General features: G+C 59.9%; 23 protein-coding genes, 1 tRNA gene and 1 pseudogene. 9 read left to right on the top strand and 16 right to left on the bottom strand.

What is annotated here, in order from left to right; genetic code table 11:
• Positions 1 to 78 precede the first annotated feature (78 nt).
• A complete protein-coding gene (locus tag ACVWZU_RS08530) occupies positions 79 to 2,379 on the top strand; it encodes a DUF1796 family putative cysteine peptidase (protein WP_457444366.1) in 2,301 nt (766 codons plus the stop codon).
• A 121-nt stretch (positions 2,380 to 2,500) separates the two neighbouring features.
• Here ACVWZU_RS08530 and ACVWZU_RS08525 read toward each other — a convergent pair.
• Both ACVWZU_RS08525 and lnt read right to left on the bottom strand, forming a co-directional pair.
• Positions 2,501 to 2,573, bottom strand: a tRNA-Thr gene (locus ACVWZU_RS08525).
• A gap of 66 nt (positions 2,574 to 2,639) precedes the next feature.
• Positions 2,640 to 4,250, bottom strand: a complete 1,611-nt coding sequence (lnt, locus tag ACVWZU_RS08520; RefSeq protein WP_457444364.1) for an apolipoprotein N-acyltransferase — start codon at positions 4,248 to 4,250, stop codon at positions 2,640 to 2,642.
• A 231-nt stretch (positions 4,251 to 4,481) separates the two neighbouring features.
• Between lnt and ACVWZU_RS08515 the strand changes: the two genes are divergently transcribed.
• Complete coding sequence (locus tag ACVWZU_RS08515; protein WP_457444362.1) at positions 4,482 to 5,018, top strand: HNH endonuclease; 537 nt, start codon at positions 4,482 to 4,484, stop codon at positions 5,016 to 5,018.
• Positions 5,019 to 5,027: 9 nt separating this feature from the next.
• Here the strand turns inward: ACVWZU_RS08515 and ACVWZU_RS08510 are convergent, their stop codons facing one another.
• Positions 5,028 to 5,963: an alpha/beta fold hydrolase gene (locus ACVWZU_RS08510; RefSeq protein WP_011433031.1), complete on the bottom strand. Its 936-nt coding sequence runs from the start codon at positions 5,961 to 5,963 to the stop codon at positions 5,028 to 5,030.
• A gap of 96 nt (positions 5,964 to 6,059) precedes the next feature.
• Positions 6,060 to 6,587, bottom strand: coding sequence for an adenylyl-sulfate kinase (cysC, locus tag ACVWZU_RS08505; protein WP_457444360.1), 528 nt, complete (start codon positions 6,585 to 6,587; stop codon positions 6,060 to 6,062).
• Positions 6,588 to 6,723: 136 nt separating this feature from the next.
• Between cysC and ACVWZU_RS08500 the strand changes: the two genes are divergently transcribed.
• Complete coding sequence (locus ACVWZU_RS08500; RefSeq protein ID WP_011433033.1) at positions 6,724 to 7,989, top strand: aspartate aminotransferase family protein; 1,266 nt, start codon at positions 6,724 to 6,726, stop codon at positions 7,987 to 7,989.
• Here the strand turns inward: ACVWZU_RS08500 and ACVWZU_RS08495 are convergent.
• A complete protein-coding gene (locus tag ACVWZU_RS08495) occupies positions 7,986 to 8,333 on the bottom strand; it encodes a hypothetical protein (protein WP_457444358.1) in 348 nt (115 codons plus the stop codon). The two genes, ACVWZU_RS08500 and ACVWZU_RS08495, sit on opposite strands and share 4 nt — an antisense overlap.
• Positions 8,334 to 8,576: 243 nt before the next feature.
• Here ACVWZU_RS08495 and ACVWZU_RS08490 point away from each other — a divergent pair, with 243 nt between their 5' ends.
• Positions 8,577 to 9,401: a creatininase family protein gene (locus ACVWZU_RS08490; protein WP_011433035.1), complete on the top strand. Its 825-nt coding sequence runs from the start codon at positions 8,577 to 8,579 to the stop codon at positions 9,399 to 9,401.
• Positions 9,402 to 9,546: 145 nt separating this feature from the next.
• Positions 9,547 to 9,843, top strand: coding sequence for a hypothetical protein (locus ACVWZU_RS08485; protein WP_148202718.1), 297 nt, complete (start codon positions 9,547 to 9,549; stop codon positions 9,841 to 9,843).
• On the opposite strand, the gene ACVWZU_RS08480 is transcribed toward ACVWZU_RS08485, so the two are convergent.
• Entirely contained in the window at positions 9,840 to 11,090 is a 1,251-nt protein-coding gene (locus ACVWZU_RS08480; RefSeq protein ID WP_011433036.1) for an LL-diaminopimelate aminotransferase, read from the bottom strand. The two genes, ACVWZU_RS08485 and ACVWZU_RS08480, sit on opposite strands and share 4 nt — an antisense overlap.
• A gap of 204 nt (positions 11,091 to 11,294) precedes the next feature.
• Here ACVWZU_RS08480 and ACVWZU_RS08475 point away from each other — a divergent pair, with 204 nt between their 5' ends.
• Entirely contained in the window at positions 11,295 to 12,182 is an 888-nt protein-coding gene (locus ACVWZU_RS08475; RefSeq protein ID WP_457411290.1) for a leucine-rich repeat domain-containing protein, read from the top strand.
• A gap of 13 nt (positions 12,183 to 12,195) precedes the next feature.
• On the opposite strand, the gene ACVWZU_RS08470 is transcribed toward ACVWZU_RS08475, so the two are convergent.
• The 4 genes from ACVWZU_RS08470 to ACVWZU_RS08455 form a co-directional block, all read right to left on the bottom strand.
• Complete coding sequence (locus ACVWZU_RS08470; RefSeq protein WP_457444356.1) at positions 12,196 to 13,422, bottom strand: DUF3326 domain-containing protein; 1,227 nt, start codon at positions 13,420 to 13,422, stop codon at positions 12,196 to 12,198.
• 53 nt (positions 13,423 to 13,475) lie between these two features.
• Positions 13,476 to 15,011, bottom strand: a complete 1,536-nt coding sequence (gene hemG, locus ACVWZU_RS08465; RefSeq protein ID WP_457444354.1) for a protoporphyrinogen oxidase — start codon at positions 15,009 to 15,011, stop codon at positions 13,476 to 13,478.
• Between the two features lie 118 nt (positions 15,012 to 15,129).
• Positions 15,130 to 16,440, bottom strand: coding sequence for a homoserine dehydrogenase (locus ACVWZU_RS08460; protein WP_457444352.1), 1,311 nt, complete (start codon positions 16,438 to 16,440; stop codon positions 15,130 to 15,132).
• A gap of 213 nt (positions 16,441 to 16,653) precedes the next feature.
• On the bottom strand, positions 16,654 to 17,445 hold the full coding sequence (locus ACVWZU_RS08455; protein ID WP_457444349.1) for a GvpL/GvpF family gas vesicle protein: 792 nt from the start codon (positions 17,443 to 17,445) through the stop codon (positions 16,654 to 16,656).
• A gap of 232 nt (positions 17,446 to 17,677) precedes the next feature.
• Between ACVWZU_RS08455 and ACVWZU_RS08450 the strand changes: the two genes are divergently transcribed.
• Positions 17,678 to 18,304, top strand: coding sequence for a DUF3318 domain-containing protein (locus tag ACVWZU_RS08450; protein WP_457444347.1), 627 nt, complete (start codon positions 17,678 to 17,680; stop codon positions 18,302 to 18,304).
• On the opposite strand, the gene surE is transcribed toward ACVWZU_RS08450, so the two are convergent.
• Positions 18,227 to 19,033, bottom strand: a complete 807-nt coding sequence (surE, locus tag ACVWZU_RS08445) for a 5'/3'-nucleotidase SurE (RefSeq protein ID WP_457444345.1) — start codon at positions 19,031 to 19,033, stop codon at positions 18,227 to 18,229. The genes ACVWZU_RS08450 and surE overlap by 78 nt on opposite strands.
• Positions 19,034 to 19,208: 175 nt before the next feature.
• Here surE and gap point away from each other — a divergent pair, with 175 nt between their 5' ends.
• Complete coding sequence (gene gap / locus ACVWZU_RS08440; protein WP_457444343.1) at positions 19,209 to 20,225, top strand: type I glyceraldehyde-3-phosphate dehydrogenase; 1,017 nt, start codon at positions 19,209 to 19,211, stop codon at positions 20,223 to 20,225.
• A 59-nt stretch (positions 20,226 to 20,284) separates the two neighbouring features.
• Here the strand turns inward: gap and ACVWZU_RS08435 are convergent, their stop codons facing one another.
• From ACVWZU_RS08435 to dpsA, 5 genes are all read right to left on the bottom strand, one after another.
• A complete protein-coding gene (locus ACVWZU_RS08435) occupies positions 20,285 to 21,571 on the bottom strand; it encodes an AmpG family muropeptide MFS transporter (RefSeq protein WP_457444341.1) in 1,287 nt (428 codons plus the stop codon).
• A gap of 312 nt (positions 21,572 to 21,883) precedes the next feature.
• Positions 21,884 to 22,858: a Gfo/Idh/MocA family protein gene (locus tag ACVWZU_RS08430; protein ID WP_011433046.1), complete on the bottom strand. Its 975-nt coding sequence runs from the start codon at positions 22,856 to 22,858 to the stop codon at positions 21,884 to 21,886.
• 303 nt (positions 22,859 to 23,161) lie between these two features.
• Positions 23,162 to 23,821, bottom strand: coding sequence for a (2Fe-2S) ferredoxin domain-containing protein (locus ACVWZU_RS08425; RefSeq protein WP_457444339.1), 660 nt, complete (start codon positions 23,819 to 23,821; stop codon positions 23,162 to 23,164).
• Positions 23,805 to 24,083, bottom strand: a complete 279-nt coding sequence (locus ACVWZU_RS08420; protein WP_414399291.1) for an Asr1405/Asl0597 family protein — start codon at positions 24,081 to 24,083, stop codon at positions 23,805 to 23,807. The genes ACVWZU_RS08425 and ACVWZU_RS08420 overlap by 17 nt, the downstream gene beginning before the upstream one ends.
• Positions 24,084 to 24,207: 124 nt before the next feature.
• Positions 24,208 to 24,759 carry a DNA starvation/stress protection protein DpsA gene (gene dpsA, locus ACVWZU_RS08415; RefSeq protein ID WP_457441926.1) on the bottom strand — a complete coding sequence of 184 codons (552 nt, stop codon included), beginning with the start codon at positions 24,757 to 24,759 and terminating at the stop codon, positions 24,208 to 24,210.
• 248 nt (positions 24,760 to 25,007) lie between these two features.
• On the opposite strand from dpsA, the pseudogene ACVWZU_RS08410 reads away from it, so the two are divergent.
• Positions 25,008 to 25,142: pseudogene (locus tag ACVWZU_RS08410) on the top strand (RNA-guided endonuclease TnpB family protein); the annotation flags it as partial.

The following is a 25,142-nucleotide window of genomic DNA, read 5'->3' as shown; positions in this document are numbered from 1 at the left end:
TTGATTGGGTGATGAGTGAGTGCAGTCCGCCCGCGCAGCCCCACAATTTCCCATTGAATCCTGTGCCAGGAAAACGTTATGTATCGCTTCCAGGTTCGTGCCATCACCCAGCCGGGCGAGAGAATTGCCTTGGTGGGATCCAGCGCAAAATTGGGCTCCTGGGATCCCTGCCATTGCATTTGGCTGCAGACGGATCCCGCTCATTATCCGCTGTGGTGGGTAGAGTTGCCGTTGAGCCCAGCAGACGGCACGCCCGGCCCGTTGTTGCCCTATAGCGGGTGTTCAAAAGAAATCCCTCGAGTAGAGTACCGGTATCTGCGCGTGCAAGCCGGTGGCGAAGTGATTTGGGAATCCACCGCTGTCAATCGCTGGGTGCCACTTGAGCCAGAACCTTTACCGGCAGTTTTGATTGTCGAGGATGGGGAGTTTGGCCAGATCCCTGCCTATCCTTACGGCTATTTTGCCGATCCCATTCCTGAGGTCGAACCGGAAAATCCGCAAGGGCTAAAAGTCGTCATTTTGGGCAGCTCCGTTGCCCTGGGGTGCAGCGCCTGGCTGTTGCGAGGTTGGGCTTGGCTGTTGCAGAAAGCTCTACAAGAGCGCTATGGCCATCAAGTGCGAAATCTCTCCCAATTGGGGGCCAATGTCAGCCGAACTCTGTTGCGGTTTGAGCAGGCGGTGATCCCTGAACATCCCGATGTCGTTATTGTTGCTTTGTCTTTGGGAAATGAAGGCTTGGCATCGGCCTTGCCCCAGCATCGCCGCGCCCTGCAGAGACGGTTTGAAAACGGCCTGCAGCGGCTAATTCAGCGAATTCAAGACATTGGAGCCTTGCCAGTTCTGGGAGGGGTTTATCCCCATGCAAACTACGGCCCAGAACAGCATCTTCTTTTGCAAGAAACTCAGCAAAGAATGCTCAGCTGGGGATGCCCTGTGTTCAATTGGCTGCCTCATTTGGAAGATGGACAGGGCCGCTGGAAACCAGACCTTGCTTTTGACCCAGCTCACCCCAATTCCAAGGGTCATCAGGTCATGTTTGAGGCCATCGATCTCTCTCTTCTGGATCCCGGCCAAGTTAGTTCAGCTCGTGGCAAGCTTGCTCAACCCGTTGGGGAGCAGGTCATTTTTGAAGAGGAGCATGGTTTTTGGGTGACTGCAGAAACAGGCAAAAACCAATTTCGCATCGTGAATATAACTCCCTACCCTTATACCATCACGCCCACTTGGCAACCTTTGCAAGCCGCTTTCCAAAAAGCAGGTCTACAGCCGGGTCTGTATATTGGCAAAAGCGATGAAAGGCTAGGGGATGCTACCTTATATTCCCTTTCCGTACAAGAAGATGGTTCGGTGCAAACCACCCTCTCCATTCCTGCGGATGCCGATCTTGTCTTCTCCCCAGTAGCCCAGTTCTTTTCCTCGGAATCAGTAGAAACGATCTTCGAGGATGGATCGTTGATCCTTCTCAAGCTCAGTGGATCCTCAGAAGGCTCTTCTGATCCCATGCCTCGCCTGTGCGTGATCAACCAGAGCAATCACGAGTACAACATCCACCCCATGTGGAAGGAAGTGCGGGCCGCTCTCAAAGCCATGCCAGCGGGTGTTTATGAAGATCCGAGCCACCGGGAAGCTCTCTTCCGCACCTTGATGATCGGGGAAGGCGGCCTCGAAAGCCGGGTAAAGGCTGCTCCCGAATCGGTCATGCTGCTGGAATACACCTGCAAATTATCGGATATTCATCGTGTTGCCATTGTGCCGTTAGGGGATCGCTGCGCGGTGCGAATGCTGCTCTACAAGTTGGAATATGACGGGCCTGCCTTTCCTTTTGATTTGACACGCACCAGCAATTTGGCTGATGTGGCCGATATGATCCACAACGAGTTTCAGGGCATGTGGGATCCGCAATATTTACACTACAGCCCTGAAGATCGGCGAATTTACCACAGCAAGTGGACGGGCCTCTCCTTTGGCCATGAGGTGGAAGAGGGGGAGGATCCACTTCAGAATATGCACCCCATCCATGAGCGAATGCGAACTCGCTACACTGCTCGCGCCAAGCGTTTTATGTATGTTTTGGAAAAAGCCGATAAAGTCTTGTTTGTGCGCACAGGGGGTTGCCGGCGAGAGGCCGTTGTTGACTTAATGGATAAGCTGGCGGCTAAGCGCAGGGGCAAGCCTTTTCTGCTGCTGATTGTTTCTCCTCAGTCTTCTGATGAGTTTGCCGGGATCCCCAATGTTATCCATTATGAGATGGAGTTAAATCCCGACCGCATGTGTGCAGATCCTGAGCATTGGAAGTACTGCACAGGGGTAATGAGAGATATTCTCCATTCTTTGGGGGTCTCTACCCGAAATCTTTTCTGGTGCCCTCCACAACTGTAGCCGTTCCAAGGTTTCACTGCAATTCGAAAGAATGATCGCTGCTGCCCAAACGCTCCGCGCCGCTTCCGCGACCACCCCCAACTCTTCTCCCAAAGGGACTCTGAGGTGTTCAACTCCAGAAAGCTGATGATCGGACTCGAACCGACGACCTGCTCATTACGAGTGAGCTGCTCTACCAACTGAGCTACATCAGCAGGGCTTTGAAGTGAGGACTGGATAGGAGAATCCGCAGACCCACCGGTGGGCCTATCGATTCTAACTCATCCTTGCCTTGCTCGGGATCCCCAGCGCCATAGCCCCAAAGATAGCCCCAACGTCAGCCACGCCAGCCAATCCCCCGCGCGATTGTAGAAAGTTGTCTCAGAACGCCGCTTCACTTCTCCCGTAATCACCCCCCGCTGAAAGATGGGGCCAACCTGCTGGAGCCGACCTGAGGGATCCACCACCAGATTGCCGCCTGTGTTATTGACAAACACCACGCCCCGCCGATTTTCCACAGCCCGGAAAACCGAGAGCTGGCCATGCAACATCGGCCAGTGGCTATTACCAAACCAGCTATCATCCGAAATCACGATCAAAGACTCGGCGCCGCGACGGGTTAAAGTTCGGCTGGGCGCAGGCAAGACGCTCTCCAAGCAGATCATCACCCCCAAAGGCCCGAAAAGCTCCCCTCCGTCCAGAGGCCGATAGCCATCGGGTGAAGGCACGTAGCGCCCCGACTCGAAATAGGGAAAGATCCACTGCTTGCCAAACCAATCCAGTAAGTTGCCCCGGGCGTCAAGCAATAGGGCCGTGTTAAAAAATCGCTGCTCTGGCTCCGGCAAATGGGCTGTGCGGGGATCCGGCTCTGTTGCCCCCGTAATCAAAGCGCCTTCCGGCGGCAGAATCGCTTGCATTGGCTCGATCACGTAGGGTTCCAGGCCAGTATTCAGCAGCCGTGCCCGCAGCGCCCCCTCCGGCCAAACCACCAACTGTGCCCCAGCAGCCACCCCCTGGGCAGAAAGCTGATGCAGCTCCCGGTAGCGCTCCAGGCGGTAGTTCCAACTGCGATCGGCTTCCAGCCAAGCCACCTGCTGCACCGCCGCCACCCGAAAGTCAGGATCCCTGTTTTCGACGGCCAAGGCATCGAAGTCGGCCAGGCGTGCGCTTCCATAGGCCAAGACCAGCCCCGTCAACCCCAGGCCGCAGGCGAGCGTACCCCAGAAATCCCTGTTCCTGAGCATCTCACCCAAAACGTTTCTCAGGGATCCCCCAGCCGCCTGCCACCGGCTAGAAATCTGCCTGGCCATCTGCCAAAGAACCCCATTGACGAACACGGCATAGAAGGTAACCCCCCAGATCCCCGTAACATCGGCTACTTGGATCCCGAGGGGCCAGTCGAACAACAGGGATCCCCAGTGGAAAGGGATGGGCCACCAGAGCAAGCCCAACAGCCCATCCAAGCCTGTCCAGACCGTGGCCAAGCCCAGCGGACGTGCCCAAGCCGGCAGGGGGCGGCTCAGCTCCAAACTGAGGAGCGTAGCAGTGGTGAAAAAGAGGGGGATCAGGGGAGCCACCACCACGCCCCCCAGGATCTCCCAGGCGCTCAACACCTTAACCGAGAAGGGATCCACCCAGAAGGCATACAGGCAAACCCAAAACCAGAGGCCATAGGCCAAACGCCACCGCGCCCACCCTTGCCGTTGCTCGCACAGGCCAAACAGCAGGGCTAAGCCCAGCAGCGCTCCCGGAAACCAGTGCCACCAGCGGTTGGGGGATCCCAGACAAAGCAGCACAATGGCCAAACCCATCAGCCAGCGGGATCCCTCGCCTGGATTTCTCTTTTGGGGCAGATCCTGCTGTTGAGTTGAAGATTTCAGTTCCAGCTTCATCACCTCAATAAAGTTCAGCCTGTTCGGGAAACCCCACGTAATGCCCTAGGATTGAACACGCCCTTGCCAACAGATCTTCTCCAGAGTAGCGTTTTGCAGCAGCCGGGAATATCTCCTGGAGCACAGGGCTCCTACTGCCCGAATCTGAAGCTGTGTTAACATTTTGCATAACTTCAGGGGGCTGGTGCCTCCCGGCTTGGGTTAGGGATCCCGTCAGCGGTGCGCGGCACTATGGGCAAAGTTTTGGTTTTGAATGCCTCCTACGAGCCGCTCAACATCACCAGTTGGCGCAGGGCGGTCGTTCTTTTGCTCAAGGGCAAGGCCGAGCAAATCGAGCACAATGGCCGAGTGGTGTACGGCAACATTCCCTTGCCCACTGTCATTCGTCTGCGCCACTATGTCCACGTTCCCCATAAGGAGATCCCGCTCACGCGCCGCAACGTCCTCTACCGGGATGGGCATCGTTGTCAGTACTGCGGCTGCTTCGGCGAAGATCTCACCCTGGATCACGTGATCCCTCGGTCTCGTGGCGGCGGGGATACTTGGGAAAATGTGGTCAGTGCCTGTGTGCGCTGCAACGTGAAAAAAGGGAACCGCACCCCCCGCGAAGCCGGTATGCCCCTGCTGCGCCAACCCCGCCGTCCCCACAGCACTCTTTACTTTGAAATCTCCAAAGCCGTCGGCAGTGGTTCCCATCGAGAATGGTCTAAGTACACCATCGGCCTAGAAGGGGATCCCCAGGGGGAATCGTTGGACAGCCCAAGCTAGACGGGCCGCCTAGGGATGGACTTCCGATACAGGGGCAGCTTTGGAAATGGGGGGAGAAGTGGTGGCCGGGATCCCGGTCTCGATCCACCGGTGAATCAGGGCATTGACCTCTTCGGGGCGCTCATCGTGGGGGCAGTGGCCAGCCTCCAGGAAGTATTCCACCGCTTGAGGGTAGTGGGCCCGGTACAGCTTAGAGCGTTCCCGCGCCCGCATCCAGGGATCCCGTTCTCCCCAGATCAACAACAGCGGGCGCACCAAGCTGCACAGCAGCTCATCTACATACCGTCCCTTCTGCCCACCTCGCATCAAGGCCACAAACACATCGGCAGCCCCCGGATCCTGGGTGGGGCGATGGATGGCCTCGACCAGCTGATCGGTCACGGCTGCCGGGTCGTAGTAAACCTGCTTCAGCTTGGCTCGGATCACGTGCGGCTGCCGCAAATACTGAAACAGCAGGTAAGACACCAGGCGCTGGCGCAGGCCCCAGCCCACCAATCCGCCTATCCATTGCCGCCATCCGGTCGGGGATCCCTTGAGGGTGGAAAACCCACCTGCCCCATTCAAAAGCACCACGCCCCGCACCCACTCCGGCCACTCCGCCGCAAAACTGAGCACCACATAGCCGCCCAGGGAGTTGCCGATCCCCACCACAGGCCGACGGATTACCTGTTGGCAAAAGTCCCGCAGCTGATCCCGCCAGATTTCGGCGCGGTAGTCCCAGTTGGGCTTGGCGGAGCGACCGAAACCCAGCAAATCGATGGCGTACACCTGGTAGTGTTGAGCCAATTCGGGAATGTTCTTGCGCCAGTGGTCGGTGGAGGCTCCAAAGCCGTGCACCAGAAGCAGAGGCTGCCCCTGCTCACCCTGTTTGACGTAATGAACTGACTGCCCCCGCCAGATCCACTGCGCCGAAATGGGAGTGGCCGATGCCGATGTCGAAGCCATAGGAGTTGCTTGTAAGCCTTTCTTAATTCTAGGTTCTTTGCAGCTACTCCAGGGGGAAGCCCACCCTCTACGGGCAACGTAAGAGCAGGGGGCCTGTTAGACATAACCTCTGCTTTTTAGGCTTTGTATCACCAGGTCAATACATTCGGAGATGCTTTGCTCGGCAGTTTTGCACACCACCTCCGGCTGTTCCGGCGGCTCGTAGGGATCGTCAATACCGGTAAAGTGCTGGATTAAGCCTGCCCGCGCCTTTCGATAGAGGCCCTTCACATCCCGGCGTTCGCACACCTCCAGGGGGGCATCCACAAAGACTTCGATAAAGCTGCCAATATACTGCCGTACCTCCTGCCGTGCTGCCCGATAGGGGGAAATGGCCGACACCAGCACAATCACCCCGTGCCGAGTCAGCATCTCCGCCACAAAGCCGATGCGGCGAATGTTCTCATCCCGATCCGCTTTGCTGAAGCCCAGACCCTTGGTGAGATGTTGCCGCACCAGGTCCCCATCGAGCACTTCCACCGGCAGCCCCCAAGCGCGCAACTGCTGGGCCACGCCGCAGCTCAGGGTGGTTTTGCCCGCCCCGCTCAACCCTGTAAACCAGACCGTTACCCCCCGCCGCGACATCGGTTCGTAGGGATCCCTGAATCTTGGGCCCTGCCAGAATATCATCTCCAAAAGCAGGGTGGTACACTCGAAACACGGCTTGCGCCAGCCCCAAAGCGCTCCGCGCCGCCAACACGACAGCAATCTTTTACCGGCCATGTCTCCTCTAACTTCGCCTCTTGCCAGTGCCCCCTCGGGATCCCCGACAACTGCCGAGCTGTTTGCCGAGCATGTGATGGCCACCTATGGGCGCTATCCCCTGACCTTGGTGCGCGGGCAGGGGTGTCGGGTTTGGGATGAGCAGGGGCGCGAGTACCTGGACTTTGTGGCCGGCATTGCCACCTGTACCCTGGGGCATGCCCACCCGCTGTGGATTCAGGCGCTCACCGAGCAGGCACAACAGTTGCACCATGTTTCCAACCTTTACTACAACCAGCCGCAGGCACAACTGGCTCAATGGCTGACCCAGCACTCCTGTGCCGACAAGGTGTTTTTCTGCAACTCAGGGGCGGAAGCCAATGAGGGAGCCATTAAGCTGGCTCGCAAGTATGCCCACACGGTGCGCGGGATCCAAGATCCGATGATCCTCACCGCCCATGCCAGCTTCCATGGCCGCACCCTGGCCACCATTACCGCCACCGGCCAGCCCAAATACCAAAAAGACTTTGCCCCTCTGGTGCCCGGCTTTGATTACGTTCCCTACAACGACATCGAGGGCACAGCAGCGGTGTTGGAGCGCTGGGGCGAGCGGGTGTGTGCCGTGCTGTTGGAGCCGTTGCAGGGGGAAGGGGGGGTTGTGCCGGGGGATCCCGCCTATTTTCAATGGTTGCGCCGGATCTGCAGCGAGCGGGGCATTCTGCTGATTTTGGATGAGGTGCAGGTGGGCATGGGCCGTACTGGCATGCTATGGGGCCACTGTAACCTGGGGGTGGAGCCGGATGTGTTCACCTTGGCCAAGGGCCTGGCCGGTGGGATCCCCATCGGGGCCTTGTTGGCGAAAGACTTTTGCGCCGTGTTTCAGCCGGGGGATCACGCCAGCACCTTTGGGGGCAACCCCTTGGCTTGTGCGGTGGGTCTGGCGGTTTGCCGCACGCTAATGTCGGAGAGTTTGGTTTGGAATGCCCAGCAGACAGGGGTGTATCTGCGTCAGGGGCTGTCCCGCTTGGCGGAGCAGTTTCCGCAGCTCGTTGAGCAAGTGCGGGGCTGGGGCCTGATTCAGGGCTTGGTGGTGCGCATCCCGGCGGCTGAAGTGGTCAAGGCAGCCATGGACTGCGGGCTGTTGTTGGTGCCGGCAGGATCCCAGGTGGTGCGCTTTGTGCCCCCCTTGATCGTCACCCCGGCAGAAATTGACGCGGCTCTAGCGATGTTGGCATCGGCTTTGCAAAGGTTGGCCGCCTCCCTTGGCCATTCCGGGGCAGCCTAGCCTCGCCAGACTTGCCGCAGAAAGGCCTGCAACTGCTGTCGGGCAGGGAGCTCGTGGGGAGCGGGATCCCTTGCCTGCTCCAAAAGGGGCAACACCTCCTCCGCATAGGCCGGGACAAAGCCGGCAGCAGGCCAGAGCAAATCCGAGGTGGCCCGCAGGTTGAAGACTTGGGATCCCTGCCTGAGCAGGAGAGGCCGCACCCAGAGCAATGCTGGGGATCCCGCCGCAAGATTGTGGAGAGAAGCCTGAATCAGCTCCACATAGAGGGTGGCTTGCGGCCCTGGCAGGGCGAGGATGGGACGGGGTGAGGGTGGAGTGCTGCCCACCTCCACCGGGGCAGGCAAAGGGCGGCTTCTGAAAGGGATATTCTCCACAGAGCCACATCGGGCGGGCAAACGAGGCAACAGGGTCATGCAATCGTTAACTGAAGACGATATGGACTGTACTGATCCTAATCGATGGCCTCCTTACTTTTCTTTGGCAGGCGGGTTGGCCGGGGATCCCGTCTTTGCGGGCATTTCGTGAACCCGATTTTGTGGCATGGTGCTAGGTAGCTTTCTGATCAAACTTGAACGGATCCCGCCATGATGCACACTTTTGTCCCGCCCCACCGCTTTTTCCCCTACCTGACCTGGACGGAGATCCAGGCCATGCCCGACAAAGAGAACGTGGTGATCATTCAGCCGGTTGCCTCAATCGAGCAACATGGGCCCCACCTGCCCCTGGTGGTGGATGCCTGCATCGGCACGGCGATCATTGGGCGCGCCATGGAGAAGCTGGAGCCTGAGATCCCGGCCTATGTTTTGCCCACCCAATGTTACGGCAAAGCCAACGAGCATTGGCATTTCCCCGGCACCATTACCCTCTCGGCTCAAACCCTGATGGCGGTGCTGACAGAAGTGGCAGAGAGCATCTACCGAGCTGGGTTTCGCAAGCTGGTGTTCCTCAATTCCCACGGTGGCCAGCCACAGGTCCTGGAGATTGTTGCCCGCGATCTGCACCAGAAGTATGAAGATTTCATGCTGTTTCCGGTGTCGGTCTGGCGCGTTCCCCACGAAGGACGAGAGCTGTTTACCGAGAAAGAACGGGAATTGGGCATTCACGCCGGCGATGGGGAGACCAGTATGCTGATGCACCTTTTGCCGGACACGGTGCGAACCGACCGATTGGTCTGCGAATATCCCCACGATCTGCCGGAAAACAGCCTGCTCAGCATGGAAGGGCGGATCCCTTTCGCTTGGGCAACTCGCGATCTCACCCAGAGCGGAGTTTTGGGCGATGCCACCGCCGCCACGCCGGAGAAAGGCAAAGTTTTGGTGGAGTCCATGTCTGACGGCTGGGTGCGGCTGATCCGAGATCTGCACCGGTTCCAGCAGCCCAAGGCTTGGCGCAAAGCCCCGCTGCTGGTCTAGGGATCCAGGCAAAAGACCTACGGCCTGCTTTGTGAAAGGCTTTCGCCAGAACTGGCCGACCAAGATACGACCTGCTGACGCGATCAGGGCAGCTTTTTGCTGGGCTGCTGCAAACTCTATCTGCCCAATGGGAAAGGGTGATACCTTGGCCCCAGAACACACCCGTTCTGGTGGAAATGGGGTGGATTTGGGCAAAGTTCACCTGGCCACTGCCCATGAGGGTATGGATATCTTCATCGCTAACGGTCAGGAGCTGCAGTCGAAGCGGCAGTACCCGGAAAGCCGAAGGGGAAGCTGGCCCAGTTGCTGCGTTGCAGGCAAAAGGGTTCGCGGCGGTATCGCCGACTGGTTCGTCATCTTTCCTGTCGGGCCCAAGCTGTTCGCCTCTGGCGGCGGGGAGCGCTTGAAAGAATCCTCGCCCTCTGGGTCAAGACTCAATTAACCAACGGCTCCAGCCCCCGCAAACACGCTGCCAATGCGGCGCATTGCCTCTTCCACGTTGGCGCGGCTGTTGAAAGCGGACAGGCGCAGATAGCCCTCTCCGGCGCTGCCGAAGCCAGAGCCAGGGGTACCCACCACATGGCAGGTGTGCAGCAGCTTGTCAAAAAACTCCCAACTGCTCAGCCCATCGGGTGTTTTCACCCAGACGTAGGGGGCATTCACGCCGCCATAGACTTGGATCCCCACTTCGGCCAACTGCTGGCGAATGATGCGGGCATTTTCCAGGTAAAACTGCACCAGACCTTGCACCTGCGCTTGCCCCGCTTCGGAATAGACCGCCTCCGCCCCCCGCTGCACAATGTAGGACACCCCGTTGAACTTGGTGGATTGACGGCGATACCACAAGCTCCACAGATCCACCCAGGATCCATCGGCAGCTTGCCCCCGCAAAGACTTGGGCACCACCGTAAAGGCACAGCGGGTGCCGGTAAACCCAGCGGTTTTGGAAAAGGAGCGGAACTCGATGGCACATTCCCGCGCCCCTGGAATCTCGTAAATGGAGTGGGGGATCCCGGGCTCGGTGATATAGGCTTCGTAGGCGGCATCGAACAGGATCAGGGAGCCGTGGGCACGGGCATAGTCCACCCAGTTTTGCAGATGCTCCCGTGTGGCCACTGCGCCTGTGGGGTTATTGGGGAAGCAGAGGTAGATCACATCCACCTTTTGGCTGGGCAGGCTGGCGGTGAAGTGATTTTCGGCAGTGATGGGCAGATAGACCAGGCCCTCGTATTCGCCGCGTTCGTTGGCCGGCCCCGTATGGCCCGCCATCACGTTGGTGTCCACATAAACCGGATAGACAGGATCCGTGATGGCGATGGTGTTGTCGTGGCCGAGGATATCCAGGATGTTGCCGCAATCGCACTTGGAGCCATCGGAGACGAAGATCTCGGAAGCGTCGATATCGCAGTTGCGGGCCTGGAAGTCGTGCCGGGCAATGGCCTGGCGCAGCCACTCGTAGCCCTGCTCTGGCCCATAGCCGCGAAAGGTGGCCCGTTCCCCCATTTCCTCCACCGCCCGGATCATGGCCGTTCGACAGGCTTCCGGCAGCGGCTCGGTGACATCGCCAATGCCCATTTTGATAATTTGAGCTTCGGGATGGGCGGTGGCAAAAGCCTGCACCCGCCGGGCGATCTCGGGAAAGAGATAGCCGGTCTTGAGCTTGAGGAAGTGGTCGTTGATCCTGGCCATGGAGGTTTGCCGAAGAGGAGGTCATCGGCTTTTCAGTGTAGCTGTTCGCGCTAGCGGGACGGAGTCCTTAGCCGGTTCCGGGCCAGAACTCTTCTACGTCGCGGTTCCCCTGCCCATAGCAACAACCCCGGCGGAGGCGGGATGGAGTAGGATGCTACCTTGGCAAAGATCCTTTGGAGAGCAGGGATGAAGCAGCAGAGGGGAATGGCTCGGCACGAGAGGTGGGCGGTGGGCCTGTTGGCGATCTGGGTTTGGCTGAGCTGGGGGATGGGGGCCTGGTCTGCTCCCCTTTGTCGGGATCCCCTCTTGCTGCGGCAGATCTTGGCAGCTCTGGGCCGTCCGGAGGTGAAGGTAGAGGAGGTGGCCCTTTTTGATCCGGATCAGTGTCTTGTCCAACTGGTGTTGGATCGCCAGGGGTTGAGCGGCTCCTTGCCGCCCGAAATAGGCCAATTTCGCCGGTTGCGAGCCTTGTCCCTCAGCCACAACCAACTTTCCGGCCCCCTGCCGCCCGAGCTGGGGCAACTCAGCCAGTTGGAAAACCTGTTTCTCGACTACAACGAATTCTCCGGCTCCATCCCATCCGAGCTGGGGCAGCTGCGCAACCTGCGCGGCCTGTTTTTGGATCACAACCAGCTCTCTGGGCCTATTCCCCCCCAGCTGGGGCAACTGCGCCACCTGGAAAACCTCATCCTGCAAAACAACCGCCTCAGCGGCACCCTTCCCGGCCAACTGGGCCAGATGAGCTCCCTCAAGGGCCTGTTTTTGGATCGCAATCAGCTCTCTGGGCCTATTCCCCCCCAACTGGGGCAACTGCGCCACCTGGAAAACCTCTACCTGTCGGACAATCGCCTCAGCGGATCCCTGCCCCCCGAGCTGGCTCAGCTGAATCAGTTACGGGATCTGCGCCTGGCACGTAACCAATTCACGGGAGAACTGCCGACCTTTTTGGCAGAACTGCCCCGACTGGAGCGGCTGCACATCGAGGGAAACCCCGGCCTCTGCTTGCCGGCTGCCCTATCCGAGTGGTTTGCCGGCCTAAACCCAGCGGATCCCCTGCCGGCTCCCATCTGCTCATGGACTCCGTCCCGCTAACGCGACCGGTAGCCTACTGGGACTCCGTCCCGCTATCGCGAAAGGACTCTGTCCCACTATTGTGCTCTGCACCGCTGTCACGAACGCAACAGCGTCGCGTAGCAATAACGGCGCAAGTGTGGGATCCCAGCTTTTCCGGGGGGGAGGGGGAGAGCCGTAGCGACGACCAGGCCACTCCTGCTCGGTGGGCCACCACCACTCCAATCGCCTCTAGATAGGAGGTTACCGATACATGAGGGATCCCCAACTGGCGGGGGTGCACCTGCATCACGGTGGTGTTTTCCTCGACGGCAATGAAAAGCGGAGGACGAGTAAGAACTCCGTCCGTTCGCGTCAGCGGCGGAGCATTGTGGTGGGGTTGCGACAGCGTTGCGCCGCAATAACGGCTGGCCAGGTGCAGCAAGCCAGGCCCCCCAAAGGCAGTGGCCGGGGCAATGACGCTGTCCACCTGCTCTGCTGTCAGGTCGCCCGGTTGGGCGGGATCCCCGCTCTTGACGAACTGGGGAGCGTAGCTGAGGCCCACCAAAACCGAAGGCAGGAAGGTAAACCCCACCTCTTCAGCAGCAGCGCGGGGGTGAACCGGCTTGGGGAAAGTCTCAGGGTAGAAAGCGGGGGCATGGGCACAAGGGATCCGCAACTCCCGCACCACCAGGTGGCTGATCAGGGCTTCGACGCCGGCCAGGGGATCCACCCCCCTTCCCTGCTCGTACTGGCTGAAGTCCAAGTCATCCGGAAAGCGGGCCACCACGGCAATGGCCTCTGCCCCCAGGCGAACCAGCTCCTGGGCAGTCTCCAAGAGAGCATCGGGCCGGGCCAGGGATCCCTGGCTGGCTCCTGAGGGGGAGAAGCTGACGGAAACGCCCAAGGGTTGGCGGGTCAAGCGCCAGGGGCCGATGTTGAGCCCCAAGGTGGCCTGAGCAGCCTGCATCACCTGCAGGTGGCGTTGTTGCAGATCGGGGGGGATCCCGGCATCCAGCACCACCCCAACACAGTTTTGGCGCACTGGCCGCAAATTCCACACCCCCGCACAGAACTGATCCAGGCCGTACCCTTCCACGTACAACACGTTCCCCATCGGCCAAAACAAACTGGCTCCGTTTAACACGTTGGGATGGGTAATGACCCGCTCTGCGGCTGCTGCCAGAGTGCGGGCAACAGGCAGGGCATCCCCGGCAAAACCACCGATGCGGGCACCAATGCCGGTGGGGATGAGCAGGAGGCTGGTGTAGGGATGGCTCATGCTGCTATGTCTACAGCACTCTATGCTGCTACACGCGAACGGGAACCGCACCGCTAACGCCGGACGGACAGGATCTGCTGGGCTAGGGCCTCGGCCCGCCGCACACAATCTCCCAAGGCCACGCCATCCAGGTAGTTGGCACACACCCACACCCCTGGGGTTTGGTCGGCCAGGCTGGCCTGCAATTGGGCAATCCGCTGCCGGTGGCCAAGCGTATATTGCGGGATAGCCTGGGGCCACAGGCGCTCTCCCAGGCGGATGGGTTCGACAGGGCGGGTGAGCAGGATCTGGCTGAGTTCTGCATGCACAATTTGGGCCCGCTCGTCAGGGGAGAGCGCCGTAATGGGCGGGATCCCTTTCTGGCGGGCAAAAGCCGCATCGGTAGCTCCCCCGATGAAGCTGACCAGGCAGTGATAGCCCTGAGGAGCCCGCTCTGGGAAGAGGGAGGAGGCCCAGATGGTGCCCAGGGTGCGCAGGCCCTGAGAGCGAGGGATCAGATGGCCAAACCCTCGCAGCGGTTGGGGGAGGGCTTCTTCTGGATAGGCCAAAGCCACCACCGCCACAGGCGGGTAGGGGATTTCCCTCAGCAGCCGGCTGGCCTGGGGGTTGAGATCCTGCAGGAGGGTGGCAGCGGCGTAGGCAGGGAGGGTGAGCACCACCTGTTGAGCCACCACCCAGTGGATTTCTTCTGGGGCGTTGTGCTCTGCACCGCTGTCGTGTATGACGAAGCCCACCCGGTAGCCCGTCTCATCCCGCTTGAGATGCACAGCCCGCCAGCCCAGCCGCAGCGCACTGCCCAGTTTCTGGGCAATCGCCTCAGGTAGCTGCTGCAACCCCTGCCGCAGGTTACCCAGTTGGCCCCGCTTGGGAGGAGGTTGGATAGGGGAGTTGCCGCTGTCCTGGTGACGGGTTCGCGGGAGCGTCGCGTAGCGATAACGGCTGCGCAAAGCCTGCACAGCACCGGCAAAGAGGCTGCCGTAGCGTTCTTCCAAGCCGGCAATGCGGGGGAAGGCTGCCAAGGCGCTGAGCTGATCCGGATCCCCGGCATACACCCCTGAGGTGAAAGGTTCGACCAGCCGCTCTACCACCTCGGATCCCAGTTGCCGCCGGAAGAATTGCCGCACCGTTTCCTCTTTGCCCGGCGGTGGCGCGACAAACCCCAACAACCCACGTAAGGCCCGCAACTTGCCGCCCACGCTCAACAGCCGCGAGCCAATTGCCGCAGAAGGGCTCAGGGGCACCGGCAGCAGCGCTTTCTCCCAGTAAACGTAGCGGGGCAGCTTGGCATCGGCCAGCACCAGGTGCTCCGCCAAGCCCACCTCGGCAATGAGGTTAAGCAGGGCGGGGACGGGGGTAAAGCTGTTGGGGCCCTCTTCCCAGCGATAGCTGTCTTTGGATTGGGTGGAGATACAGCCCCCCACGCGGGAGCTGGCCTCGGCCAGGAGCAGCGGCTGGGTGGATTCATCCTTGGGGGATAAGCCCTGTTGTAATCGCAAGGCTAACGTTAGGCCGCTGATGCCCGCCCCGACCACCACCACCTCGGCCTGCGAGGGCTGCGTCCCGCTAAAGTGCTCAACAGAAGAGTTCATCTTTTGGGTTCCAACGGGGTTTTCAATCCTCAAGAGTCAAACAATTATGCTCTGAGCCGCTCCCCGTCCCACCAGCGCGTTCGCGTCAGCGGTGCGGAGCATTTTGGATCTATAGCAGCTAGCGCAGCACCCGAAATAGGCTGGGGATCCCGGCTACTTGGGGCAGTTGTTGGATCTCGGCCAGCGCCTGCCGGCAGTCGGCCTCCCGGACGGTGTGGGTGAGAATCACAATCTCCGCCTGCTCTTGGTGACATTCCTTTTGGGTAATGCTCTCCAGGCTAACCCGGTGGCGACCGAAGCAGGTGCCAATCGCCCCCATTACCCCCGGCTGATCCTGAGCCAACACCCGCACGTAAAACTCCGACTCCAATTCCGAGAGAGGGATCAAAGAGGCGGCAGCGGGGAAGCAGGAGAATCCCCACAGCGGATTGGGGGCATCAGCCCCCGTTTGCCGGTGGGCAATCAGGGTCAGCAGATCGCCAACAACGGCACTGGCAGTCGGCCCCCGCCCCGCCCCCGGCCCCGACAGCACCACCTGCCCCAAAGGATCCCCCTGCACCAGGACGGCATTGTCCACACCGTTGATGTTGGCCAAGGGGTGGGTAGAGGGCAGAAGGGTGGGGTGGACCCGGATATCCAAAGCCATCTTCGCTGCCTCCCCGCCAGAGTTGGCCCTTTGGGCGATGGCCAAGAGCTTGAAGGTGTAGCCCCACTCGCGGGCATAGCGAATGTCGGTGGGGCTGATGCCGCGGATCCCTTCGCAGGGGATGGCTTCCCGCTTCACAGACACCCCGAAAGCAAGGCTGGCCAAAATGGCGATCTTGTCGGCGGCATCCCACCCTTCCACATCGGCGCTGGGATCCGCTTCGGCGTAGCCGTGGGCCTGGGCCAGGGCCAGGGCTTCCTCAAATGAGCTGGCCACCTGGGTCATCTGGCTGAGGATGAAGTTGGTGGTGCCGTTCACAATGCCCCAGACCGCCTGGATGTGGCTGGCCTGCAGGGACTGTTGCAAGGGCTGCAGAATCGGGATCCCGCCCCCAACTGCCGCTTCCAAGAGCACCGAGACTTTGGCTTGGGCTGCCGCCTGAAAGATCTCCTCCCCGTGGCGGGCGATCACCGCTTTGTTGGCTGTGATCACCGGTTTGCCGTGGTCAAGGGCTTTTAAGATCAAGGTGCGGGCCGGCTCCAAGCCCCCCATCAGCTCGATGACCACGTCGATTTCCGGATCCGACACGATTTGCTCCAGATTGGTGGTCAGGCGCTCAGGCGGGATCCGCACTTGCCGTGGCTTGTCCAAAGAGCGCACCCCCACCGCCGCAATCTCAACCGACTGCAAGAGAGGATGCCGGGGTTGCTGCAGAATTTGCACAACGCCCGTGCCAACCGTGCCCAGCCCCAATAGCCCAACTCGTTCGCGGTAGCGGCGCATAGCGCTTTAGACCACAACTCTTCCTTTTGCCTGCTGTTCCCGTTAGCGGGACGGAGTCCTTTGCCCTGTGAGGGCTCCGCCTCGCCAATGCAAACAGAAAGCGGACGGGATCCCCTCACCATTATCACGCTTGGATCCACGCTCTGCTAACGCGACCGCGATCCTCGTGCGGAGCACTTTGAACGGTGTCGGCCACTCCAAAGTTGGGATCTATCACCTGTCGGCCAGGGGATCCCGCAGGGCACGGACAAAGTGATAAGGGGGCAAAGGGGCGCTCCAATCCAGTTGCCAATGGGGGTGCTGATCCAGCCAGGTTTGGGTGAGCTGAGCGGCGGCTTCCCACTCGGCAGGGGTGAGCAAAAAGTAAAGCCGCAAGGCTTCTCCTGGCTGGGGATCCCCCCTTTGCACAGGCCAGGTGGAAGGCCAAAGCTGCTGTAGGGCTTGCTGCTCCTGCTCTTGCTGCTCTTGGGCCTGTCGTTGCTGGAGATAGGCTTGCTTGCGGGCCAACAGATAGGCCGTCCCGCTTAGGGAGGGCTGTGGCTCCGGTTGGGGCTGAGGTTGAACCCTTCCTTTGAGACAGTACTCGGCCCGCCCCCCAATGGCTGCGAGGGCTTGTTCGTACTCCGTCTGCCGGGACAGCAGATGGGATCCCAGCCTTTCTGCTGAGAGAAAGCAGGTGCCAAAGCGCAGGGGCAGCACCGGCATCTGGGCGAACAGCCGGCAGATCACCTGATCGTGGCGCAGGGCAGAACGCACCAACACCTCATCCGAGACTTGCAGCGACTCCGGATCCGGCATCGGCTCCACAGCAGCGGCAATTCGGCTGCCTGCCGGGGAGAACACCTGCACCGACCGATGGATCCCCTCGGTTTGCCGGATGAAGGGCAAAAGCTCTGGCGCTGGCTGCAGGAAGAAGGCGTACGTGTAAAGGGGGCTGTTGATACTCTGCTCATTCCCGTCAGCAGTACGGAGCACTTGGGGTTCTGGCTGAGCTGGGAAAGTCATGGCCTCAGATTTGAGACAGATAGGCTCGCCTTCCCAGTCTACGCAACCTAGGATTGGGATCTAAGGACTCCGTCCCGCTACCGCGAACAGAAACCCATGGAGTTCTACGGCCAGCCTGGAGATGCGATAGACTAACCTCGCATTGGTTCTACACAGGCTGGGGTGTCGGGGGCCGGAACAGGGCCTGTTTTTAGGCGGGCTCCCCACCCCAACCCCCCCAACAGGTGAGGCCATGACCAGCCGCCCAGATTTCCAACCCTTCGAAAAAGAAGAAACCGAACGGTTGCGGGATCTGCTCCCCGCTTCTTTCCGACCCTTGATCACCATTGTTCCCCACTTCGGGGGCGAAGCCCTGCTCATCTCCCGCCGCAAAGCCCCTTGGCAGCCCCAGGGCACCATCGCCATCGATTTTCGCCGTTGGCAAGGGATCCCTCAGCCGCAGCGGGATCTGTTGTTTCTGCGGGAGGTGGGCTGGCTGGACAATCGCAACTGGCTGCAGCCGGGGTTTTACCAATCGCTGGCCTTGTTCGGGGGCATCACCACCGTGGCGGAGCTCTCTTTGCAGCACCCCTTTTCCGCTCTGTTGGCAGGTGGCATTACGGCTCTCTCCGTCCGGCAGATCTGGCAAAACCTGAACCGGGAGAGCGCCCATTTCGACGCCGATGAATTTGCCCTGCGCCGTGCTCAGTTTCGCGGCTACACCCGACAGGAGGCCGCTCAACACCTGGCAGATGCCATAGAACAGGTTCTGAAGCTGGATCCCACCGACATCCTGACGGCGCTACGGCTGCAACGGCTGAGAACCATTGCCCGCAACCTGGCTTCTACCCCCCCCAGCGGAAACGCCTGGTCGCGTTAGCGGGACGGAGTCCTTGGCCAGTTGCACTTGGGTGATGGCCACCCGACCGGAGAAGCAGATGTCGGTATCGGTTTGGGGATCCCGAGCGCGCTCCGCATAGCGGCCCTGGTAGCGAAACCACAGCGACTCTGCCCCATTTCCCTCGGCTTCCACCGCATAATCGAGCGGCAGGGGTTGGGTGCAGAGGGGACAATAAACCCGCTCCGGCAGAGGGGATCCGGCGGGCAAGTGAGGCAGGTTCACATTCCAAAACGCCCCCCTGGGCAGGGGTTGTTCCATCAGCTCCGCCAAGATTTCCCGCGTCCACCGCTGGGCTTGCTCCCAGTCGATGGGTTGGCCCCCTGCTCGGTATTGGGAAATGGCAATTCCCGGGATCCCCCGCATCGCCGCTTCCCGTACCGCTGCCACCGTTCCCGACAGGTACACATCCGATCCGAGGTTTCCCCCTTCGTTGATACCGGAAAGCACCCAATCCACCGATGGGGCCAGCTTGAATAGGGCCACCCGCACACAGTCGGCAGGGGATCCCTCGACGGCAAAGGTGCGCTCGCCGCGGGCCAAGGCTCGAAAAGGTCGCCCCGTTGTCACCTGGTGGCTGCAGCCGGAAATCGGTTGGTGGGGGGCCACAATCCAACAGTGTTCTTCCGGGATGAGGGCGCTGAGGGCCAACTTGAGGTTGGCCAGCCCGGCAGCCTCGATGCCGTCATCGTTGGTCAGCAATACCTTCATTCCTACTTTTCCCTTCTGCCGGCAACTTCTTGGGTGAGTCCCAGTGGCAAATCTGGAGATCTTGGGTGCAAAAGCGATGGGGATCCCGTTCTTCTTTTACCCTATCCCTAGGGGGGCAGCGTCTCCCATGCCGCGTCCCCTGATCCATCGTATAAACTGATACCGGAGGATTGCGATGACCACACGGGTAGCCATTAACGGATTTGGTCGCATTGGGCGGGCCTTCCTGCGGGTGCTGCTGTCTCAGCCAGCTCGGGAGCTGGAGGTGGTGGCAGTCAATGACCTGACCGAACCCGACAACTTGGCCTACCTGCTCCAGTTCGACTCGGCCTATGGGCGCCTGCCCCAAACCGTGAGCGCGGTGAACGGACATCTGCAAATCGGCAGCCACCTTAAAGTCCGAGTTTTGGCAGAGCGGGATCCGGCACAACTGCCCTGGAAAGATCTGGGGGTTGACCTGGTGGTGGAATCGACCGGCTTGTTCACCAAACGAGAGGGGGCGGCCAAACACCTGGAAGCCGGGGCCAAAAAGGTGATCATCTCTGCTCCCGCCAAAGGCCCCGACTTGACGGTGGTGATGGGGGTCAACGACGACCAATACGACCCGGAGCGGCATCACATCGTCTCCAATGCTTCCTGCACCACCAATTGCTTGGCGCCGCTGGCTAAGGTCTTGTTGGATCGCTTCGGCATCGAGACCGGCTTTCTCACCACTTGCCATGCCTATACCGCCACTCAGGCAATTGTGGATCGCCCGGATCCCAAAGATTATCGGCGGGGCCGCTCAGCAGCAGTGTCGATCGTGCCTTCCACCACCGGGGCCGCCACGGCAGTGGCCGAGGTTTTGCCCGCCCTGAGAGGGAAGATGGATGGCCTGGCGCTGCGGGTGCCCACCTTGACCGGCTCTATTGTGGACTTTGTGGTGCGTACCGAGCAGCCCATCACCAGAGAAGCCGTCAACCAAGCCTTTGTCGAGGCTGCAGAAGGCCCGCTGCGCGGCATCCTGGCCATTGCTCCACCGGAGATCGTCTCGGCGGATATCGTCGGGGATCCCCACTCTTCCATTGTGGATTTGGGATCCACCATGACCTTAGGGGATCGCACGGTGAAGGTGCTCTCCTGGTATGACAACGAGTACGGCTATGCGGCGCGGCTGGTGGATCTGGCGGCCAAAATCGGGGCTGCGCTGTAGGCGGCCATCCTTGTTGCGTTCAAGGCAAGGCTATTAGAACCGGATTTGCGGTGGGGCAGTTACGGTTCAGATGCGGTTGTGGCCGGGGTTGCAGTCGATGAAGGGGGGCCGAGCCACAGCAGGATCACCATCGCCGGAGCAGCTGTCATCGCTGTAATCAAATAAAACAAAGGCCAATTGACTGCAGCCGCCAAATAGCCCGACACGGCCCCGGCCAAGGTTCCCCCCACGGCAAATACACTGGTGAGCAAAGCATACTGAGTGGCACTAAATTGCCGATCGCAAAGGCTCATCAAAAAAGCCAGAAAAGCAGCCGTGCCCATGCCCCCGGCCATGTTGTCGAAAACGGTTGCCCCCAGCAGCAGCGGATAGTTTTGCCCCACCAACCCAATCGCTCCCAGGCCCAAATTGCCGATCCCTTGCAATGCCGCGAAGATGAACAGGCAGCGGTAGGTGCCGATGCGGCTGACCCACTCCCCCCCCACAAAAGCCCCAGCCAAGGTGGCCAACAAGCCTATCCAACTGCGGATAATGCCCAGATCGCTGGTGCTAAACCCCGTCTGCAACAAAAATGTGGGGGTCATTTGCCCTGCCAAGCTATCCGGCAACTTGAAGCAGACCACAAACAGCAGGATCGCCCAGGCCAAGCGGTGCCGCCAAAAAGATTGAAACGGCTCGATGATGGCCGACCGCAAAGAGGCAGGCTTGAGGGCGCTGTTTTCCGGCTCAGGGGCCAAAAACGAGGTAATCAACCCGATCAACATCAGCAGCGCCATGATCCCGTACACCTGCCACCAGGGCAAATAGTCCGCCAAGATCAAGCTCACGCCACTGCTGACCAACAGCGCGATGCGGTAGCCAAATACGAAAATGGCTACCCCTGCCCCCATCTCCCGCTCCGCCAAGATATCGGTACGGTAAGCGTCCACCGCGATGTCCTGAGAGGCGCTCAAAAAAGCCACCAGCAACCCCACCAGAAAGATCGGGCGGGTGAAAACTGTGATGCCCGGCCAAGTCTGGGCCAGCTCTTCCCATCCCAAGGCTTCCAGCCAGGTTTGGGCCGGATCCTGAAAACCCAGTAGCCCTATGCTGAGCAGCAACAGCACCTGGGTCAGGGCCATCCACCCCCGCCGCCGACTGCCCCGCAGGGATCCCGGTGCCGGCAACAGAAATCGATCCAGAACAGGCGACCACAAGAACTTAAAGGAGTAGGGCAAATTGAGCAGGTTAAACAAGCCGATGGCAATGGTGGTCAAGCCCGCTTGGGTCAGCCAAGCATTCAAGGTGGTGTTGATCAGCAGCAGCGGCAAACCCGAAGAAAACCCCAACAGCAGCAGAACGCCCATCTTAGAGCTGCCGTAGACGCCCAACATCCGCCTCAAGACGCTTGCCCCCGCCTCAATCATGACTAGCCCTCCCCGCCATCCTGTCTATTTTCAGGGATCCCTGTATTGCCAGTATGGTCATTTCAATTAAACTAGGGCACTGCACCCACACCTAAAACTCTGAGTGCAGCAGGCTATAGGGCTTTTCAAGGACTCCGTCCCGCTGGCGCGATCAGCAGCCCAGGCGTCTCACCTTAACCTGAAATGACCATAACATCCCAGTGAAACTCCCCATTGCGTAGCTCCCCTCTCTCAAGGGGAGAGGGACTTCCCTTAGGGCCAATCCTGAACGCAAACCACCTGCTGGGTTTGGGCAGATCGCTCGGCTGCCTCGGCCACCGCCAGGGCGTGGAGCATGTTTTCAGTATGGATATAGAGGGGTCTGCCGTGGCGCAGGTGATCCAGCACCATGCGGGTGTCTTGCTCGAACAGGCCGTGGCGGGATCCCGTCTCTAGAGGGTGGGCGCTGCCGGGCCGCAGCAACGTTGCCTCTTCGCCGTTGATCAATAGGCCCCCCCGTTGACCGTGGAACTCCAGTAGCCGCTGCGAGCACCACAGGGAATCCCCCTTGCCATAGGTCAACACCGCCAGCAACCCACTGGCAAAACTCAGCTGGGCTGTGCAGTAGCAACTGCTGTAGCGGTGGGGCAGATCCGGCCCGTCGTAGCGCAGTTGGCAGCTCACCCGTTCTACCCTGCCCAACAAGTCCACCAAGCGGTGGATGCGAGAAACGGCCCCCATGAGGGGGAAGCCAAACAACTCAGGCCGATAGGTCCAGCGATCGGGGGCGGGGTGGGTGGCGGTGAGAGTGATGTAGCGAACGGCAAACAGCTTGCCCAACCCTTCCAGCTCTTGTTTCAGCAACCGGTGAACGCCGCTAATTAGCTCGATGTGTTCGACGTGCAGCAGCACTTGCCGCTCGGCTGCCAATTGCACCAAGGAACGCGCTTCGGCAGCGCTGAGGGCGAGGGGATATTCCACGACGGTGTGGATCCCTGCCTCCAGAGCAGCACGGGCAATGGCGGCATGATCCCGATTGATGGTGCTGACAAAAACCAGATCCAGCCGCTGCTCGCCCAACAGAGAAGACCAGTCCGAATAGGCGACGGCCCCCAACTCGGCGGCAAAAGCATCGCTCCGGTCGGGAGCTCGACCGGCAACAGCGACAATCTGCACTTGCCCATCTTTGCGCAAGGCCTCGGCCCGTGAGCGAGCTGCGTAGCCGGTGCCGATGATCCCCACCCGCAAGGTTTGTTCCCTCCCCTAGCCTGCCTCTGTCTGTAGCATCACACAGGAGGGATCCCTTCCACCAGCTGGCAATTGGGATCTCGCTCTCCCCAGGTCTACTGCTGCACCCTTTGCACCATTCATTTCCGATTGCAGCAACCTGTGTGATTGTGTTGGCTCTCCTCTCCCGGGGGGCAAGGGCAGTCAATTGCAGCCCACCACCGGGAAAAAGAAAGGAATCTGTCTCAAACCAACCCAAAGCGGCTCCTCTGCAGAAGGAAAATCACTCGTGCCCGCCCCACAGAGCCGTTCGCCGATGGAGGGTCAGCGTGGGCATTGGGAAGAAGCCGCTGTCTCAACCTGCTGTACCCGCGACGCAATGGCAAAATGCCGCTCCAACAGATCCGGGATCCCTTGGGGGGAAACGCCGCTATAACGGGCTTTGTCGGGCATAAACACCACATGGGGGCCCCGTTTGCAATCTTTCATGCAGCCCACCCCCTGCACGCAAATCGAACCAGAGTAGGCGGCCAAGTGGGCGTTCAGGGCTTGCATCACCGCTCCGGCCCCACGCCGATAACAGTCGGATTTCTGGCAGACCAGCACCTTACCTTTGATGTCTGTACCTTTGATATCTCCTTTGATATCTGTGATGTTTGGAGCAACCGGTTCGGAAGCTGCCTCAGCCCCAGAAGCCGAAGACAAACCCCCCGCCCTCTCTCCGAGGGGAACCACCCGGTAAAGCACCCACTTCTCTCGCCCTTTGTGCGGATCCACCTCCCGCTCCCCACAGATCTGCACGGTGTCTCCAGGTTTGAGGGTGCGGTAGAGGGCAGAGCGCAGAGACTTGGGGATCTTGCCGGAAAAAACGTCCGCTCCGGCTTGCCAACGCAGGTACTTGAGCTTGCCGTCTTTATCGGGAAGAAATCCCAAAAACTGGCCCTCCGACTCAAACGGGATTCCTTGCTTAGGGAACTTGCTCATCTTGACCCCCAGCCTCTGTGTTGAGCTGCCAACAAACCTCTAGGCCATCCAATAACTCCTGTCGCCGCGCTGTGTGCTGACGGATCACACTGCGCACCTGTAGAACAGCCAATGGAGTACTCACCTCCACCCGCAGACGACCATCTCCTGTACAAATCGCCGGGATCCCCAATTCCATCAGCCGCCGACCAACGCGCCAGCGCTCGCCCAGAGGAATGTTCAAGAGATAGCCGCGCTCAGAGTCCAGAAAGGCGGGGTTCATGGCCGGGATCAGCACCTCAGAGGTAAAGAATGGTAGAGAAATGAAACAGATTCTCAATAGCTTTTCAAAAAAAAGCCAGAGGTCGGAAACCAGGCAGGCTCAAGCCCACCTGTGGACCTTCTGGCTAGGCTCTGCCGTTCATCAAGCCGAACACCAGGCTGTCGTTGGCCAGGAAGTGATGGAGATGGAAAGCGCGATCCTCTGTTTTCAACAGGATCTGCTCGTAGAGGTAGCGGGTGGCCCGATCCCCAAGGCTCTCCGCCTGGGCTGCCTGCCGCCGCAGCAGATCGATGATGGCCTGCTCTGCCGCCAGGTCGTTCATCAACATTTGCCGTGCCTCAAAAGCTCCATCCGGCTCAGGGGTAAAGCAGCAAAGCTGGGCCAAGGTGGTAAAGCTGGCTACCGGCACACCTCCCAGCCCTTCTAGGCGTTCTCCCAGGTTGTGGACATGCTCCCTCACCTGCTCGTAGTGATCTTTGAAGAGTTGGTGCAGCGGATAGAACTCAGTGCCCTCTACCACGAAGTGATGCTTCTGGTACTGCAAGTACAGCCCCTGGAAGCTGGCCAGCAGGGCGTTCATCCCCTCGCAAACCGGCTGGGTTATCTCAGTGCCAAGCAAGACAGGATTGTCGCGCACGCTGTTGAAAGACTGGCGCAGGGTTGAAGTTTCGGACATAAAATTCTCCAGCACAAGTTAAAAGGAGCTGTGAATCCTAGAGCGCCCGCCATAGCGGGCCTGGGATCCCTGGGTATTTGCCTCCAAGTCTAGCATAGTGCAGAAAATGGCTCTTGTGAATAACTCTCAATAAGCCCGTTGTTGCGGATCCCTTTGGAGTGGGATCAGCTAGAAATCGCAGGAGCCCCGCACTGTACCCGTAGGGTCAGTGTCGGGAGGAATGCGCTTTGATGAAGTACAATGAACTCATGAGCCAAGTCCTGACCATATCCTGCAAGCTCAAGGTGCCCCCGTCGCAAGCCGCCAAATTGGACGCGACGATGGATGCCTTTGTACAGGCATTGAACTGGGTCAACCAAAACACACCAGAAAAAGTAGTCAAC

The sequence above is a fragment of the Thermostichus sp. MS-CIW-26 genome (genome assembly GCF_054059115.1).
Note: the sequence above shows the minus strand (reverse complement) of the source record. Positions and strands in the feature narration are given on the sequence as shown.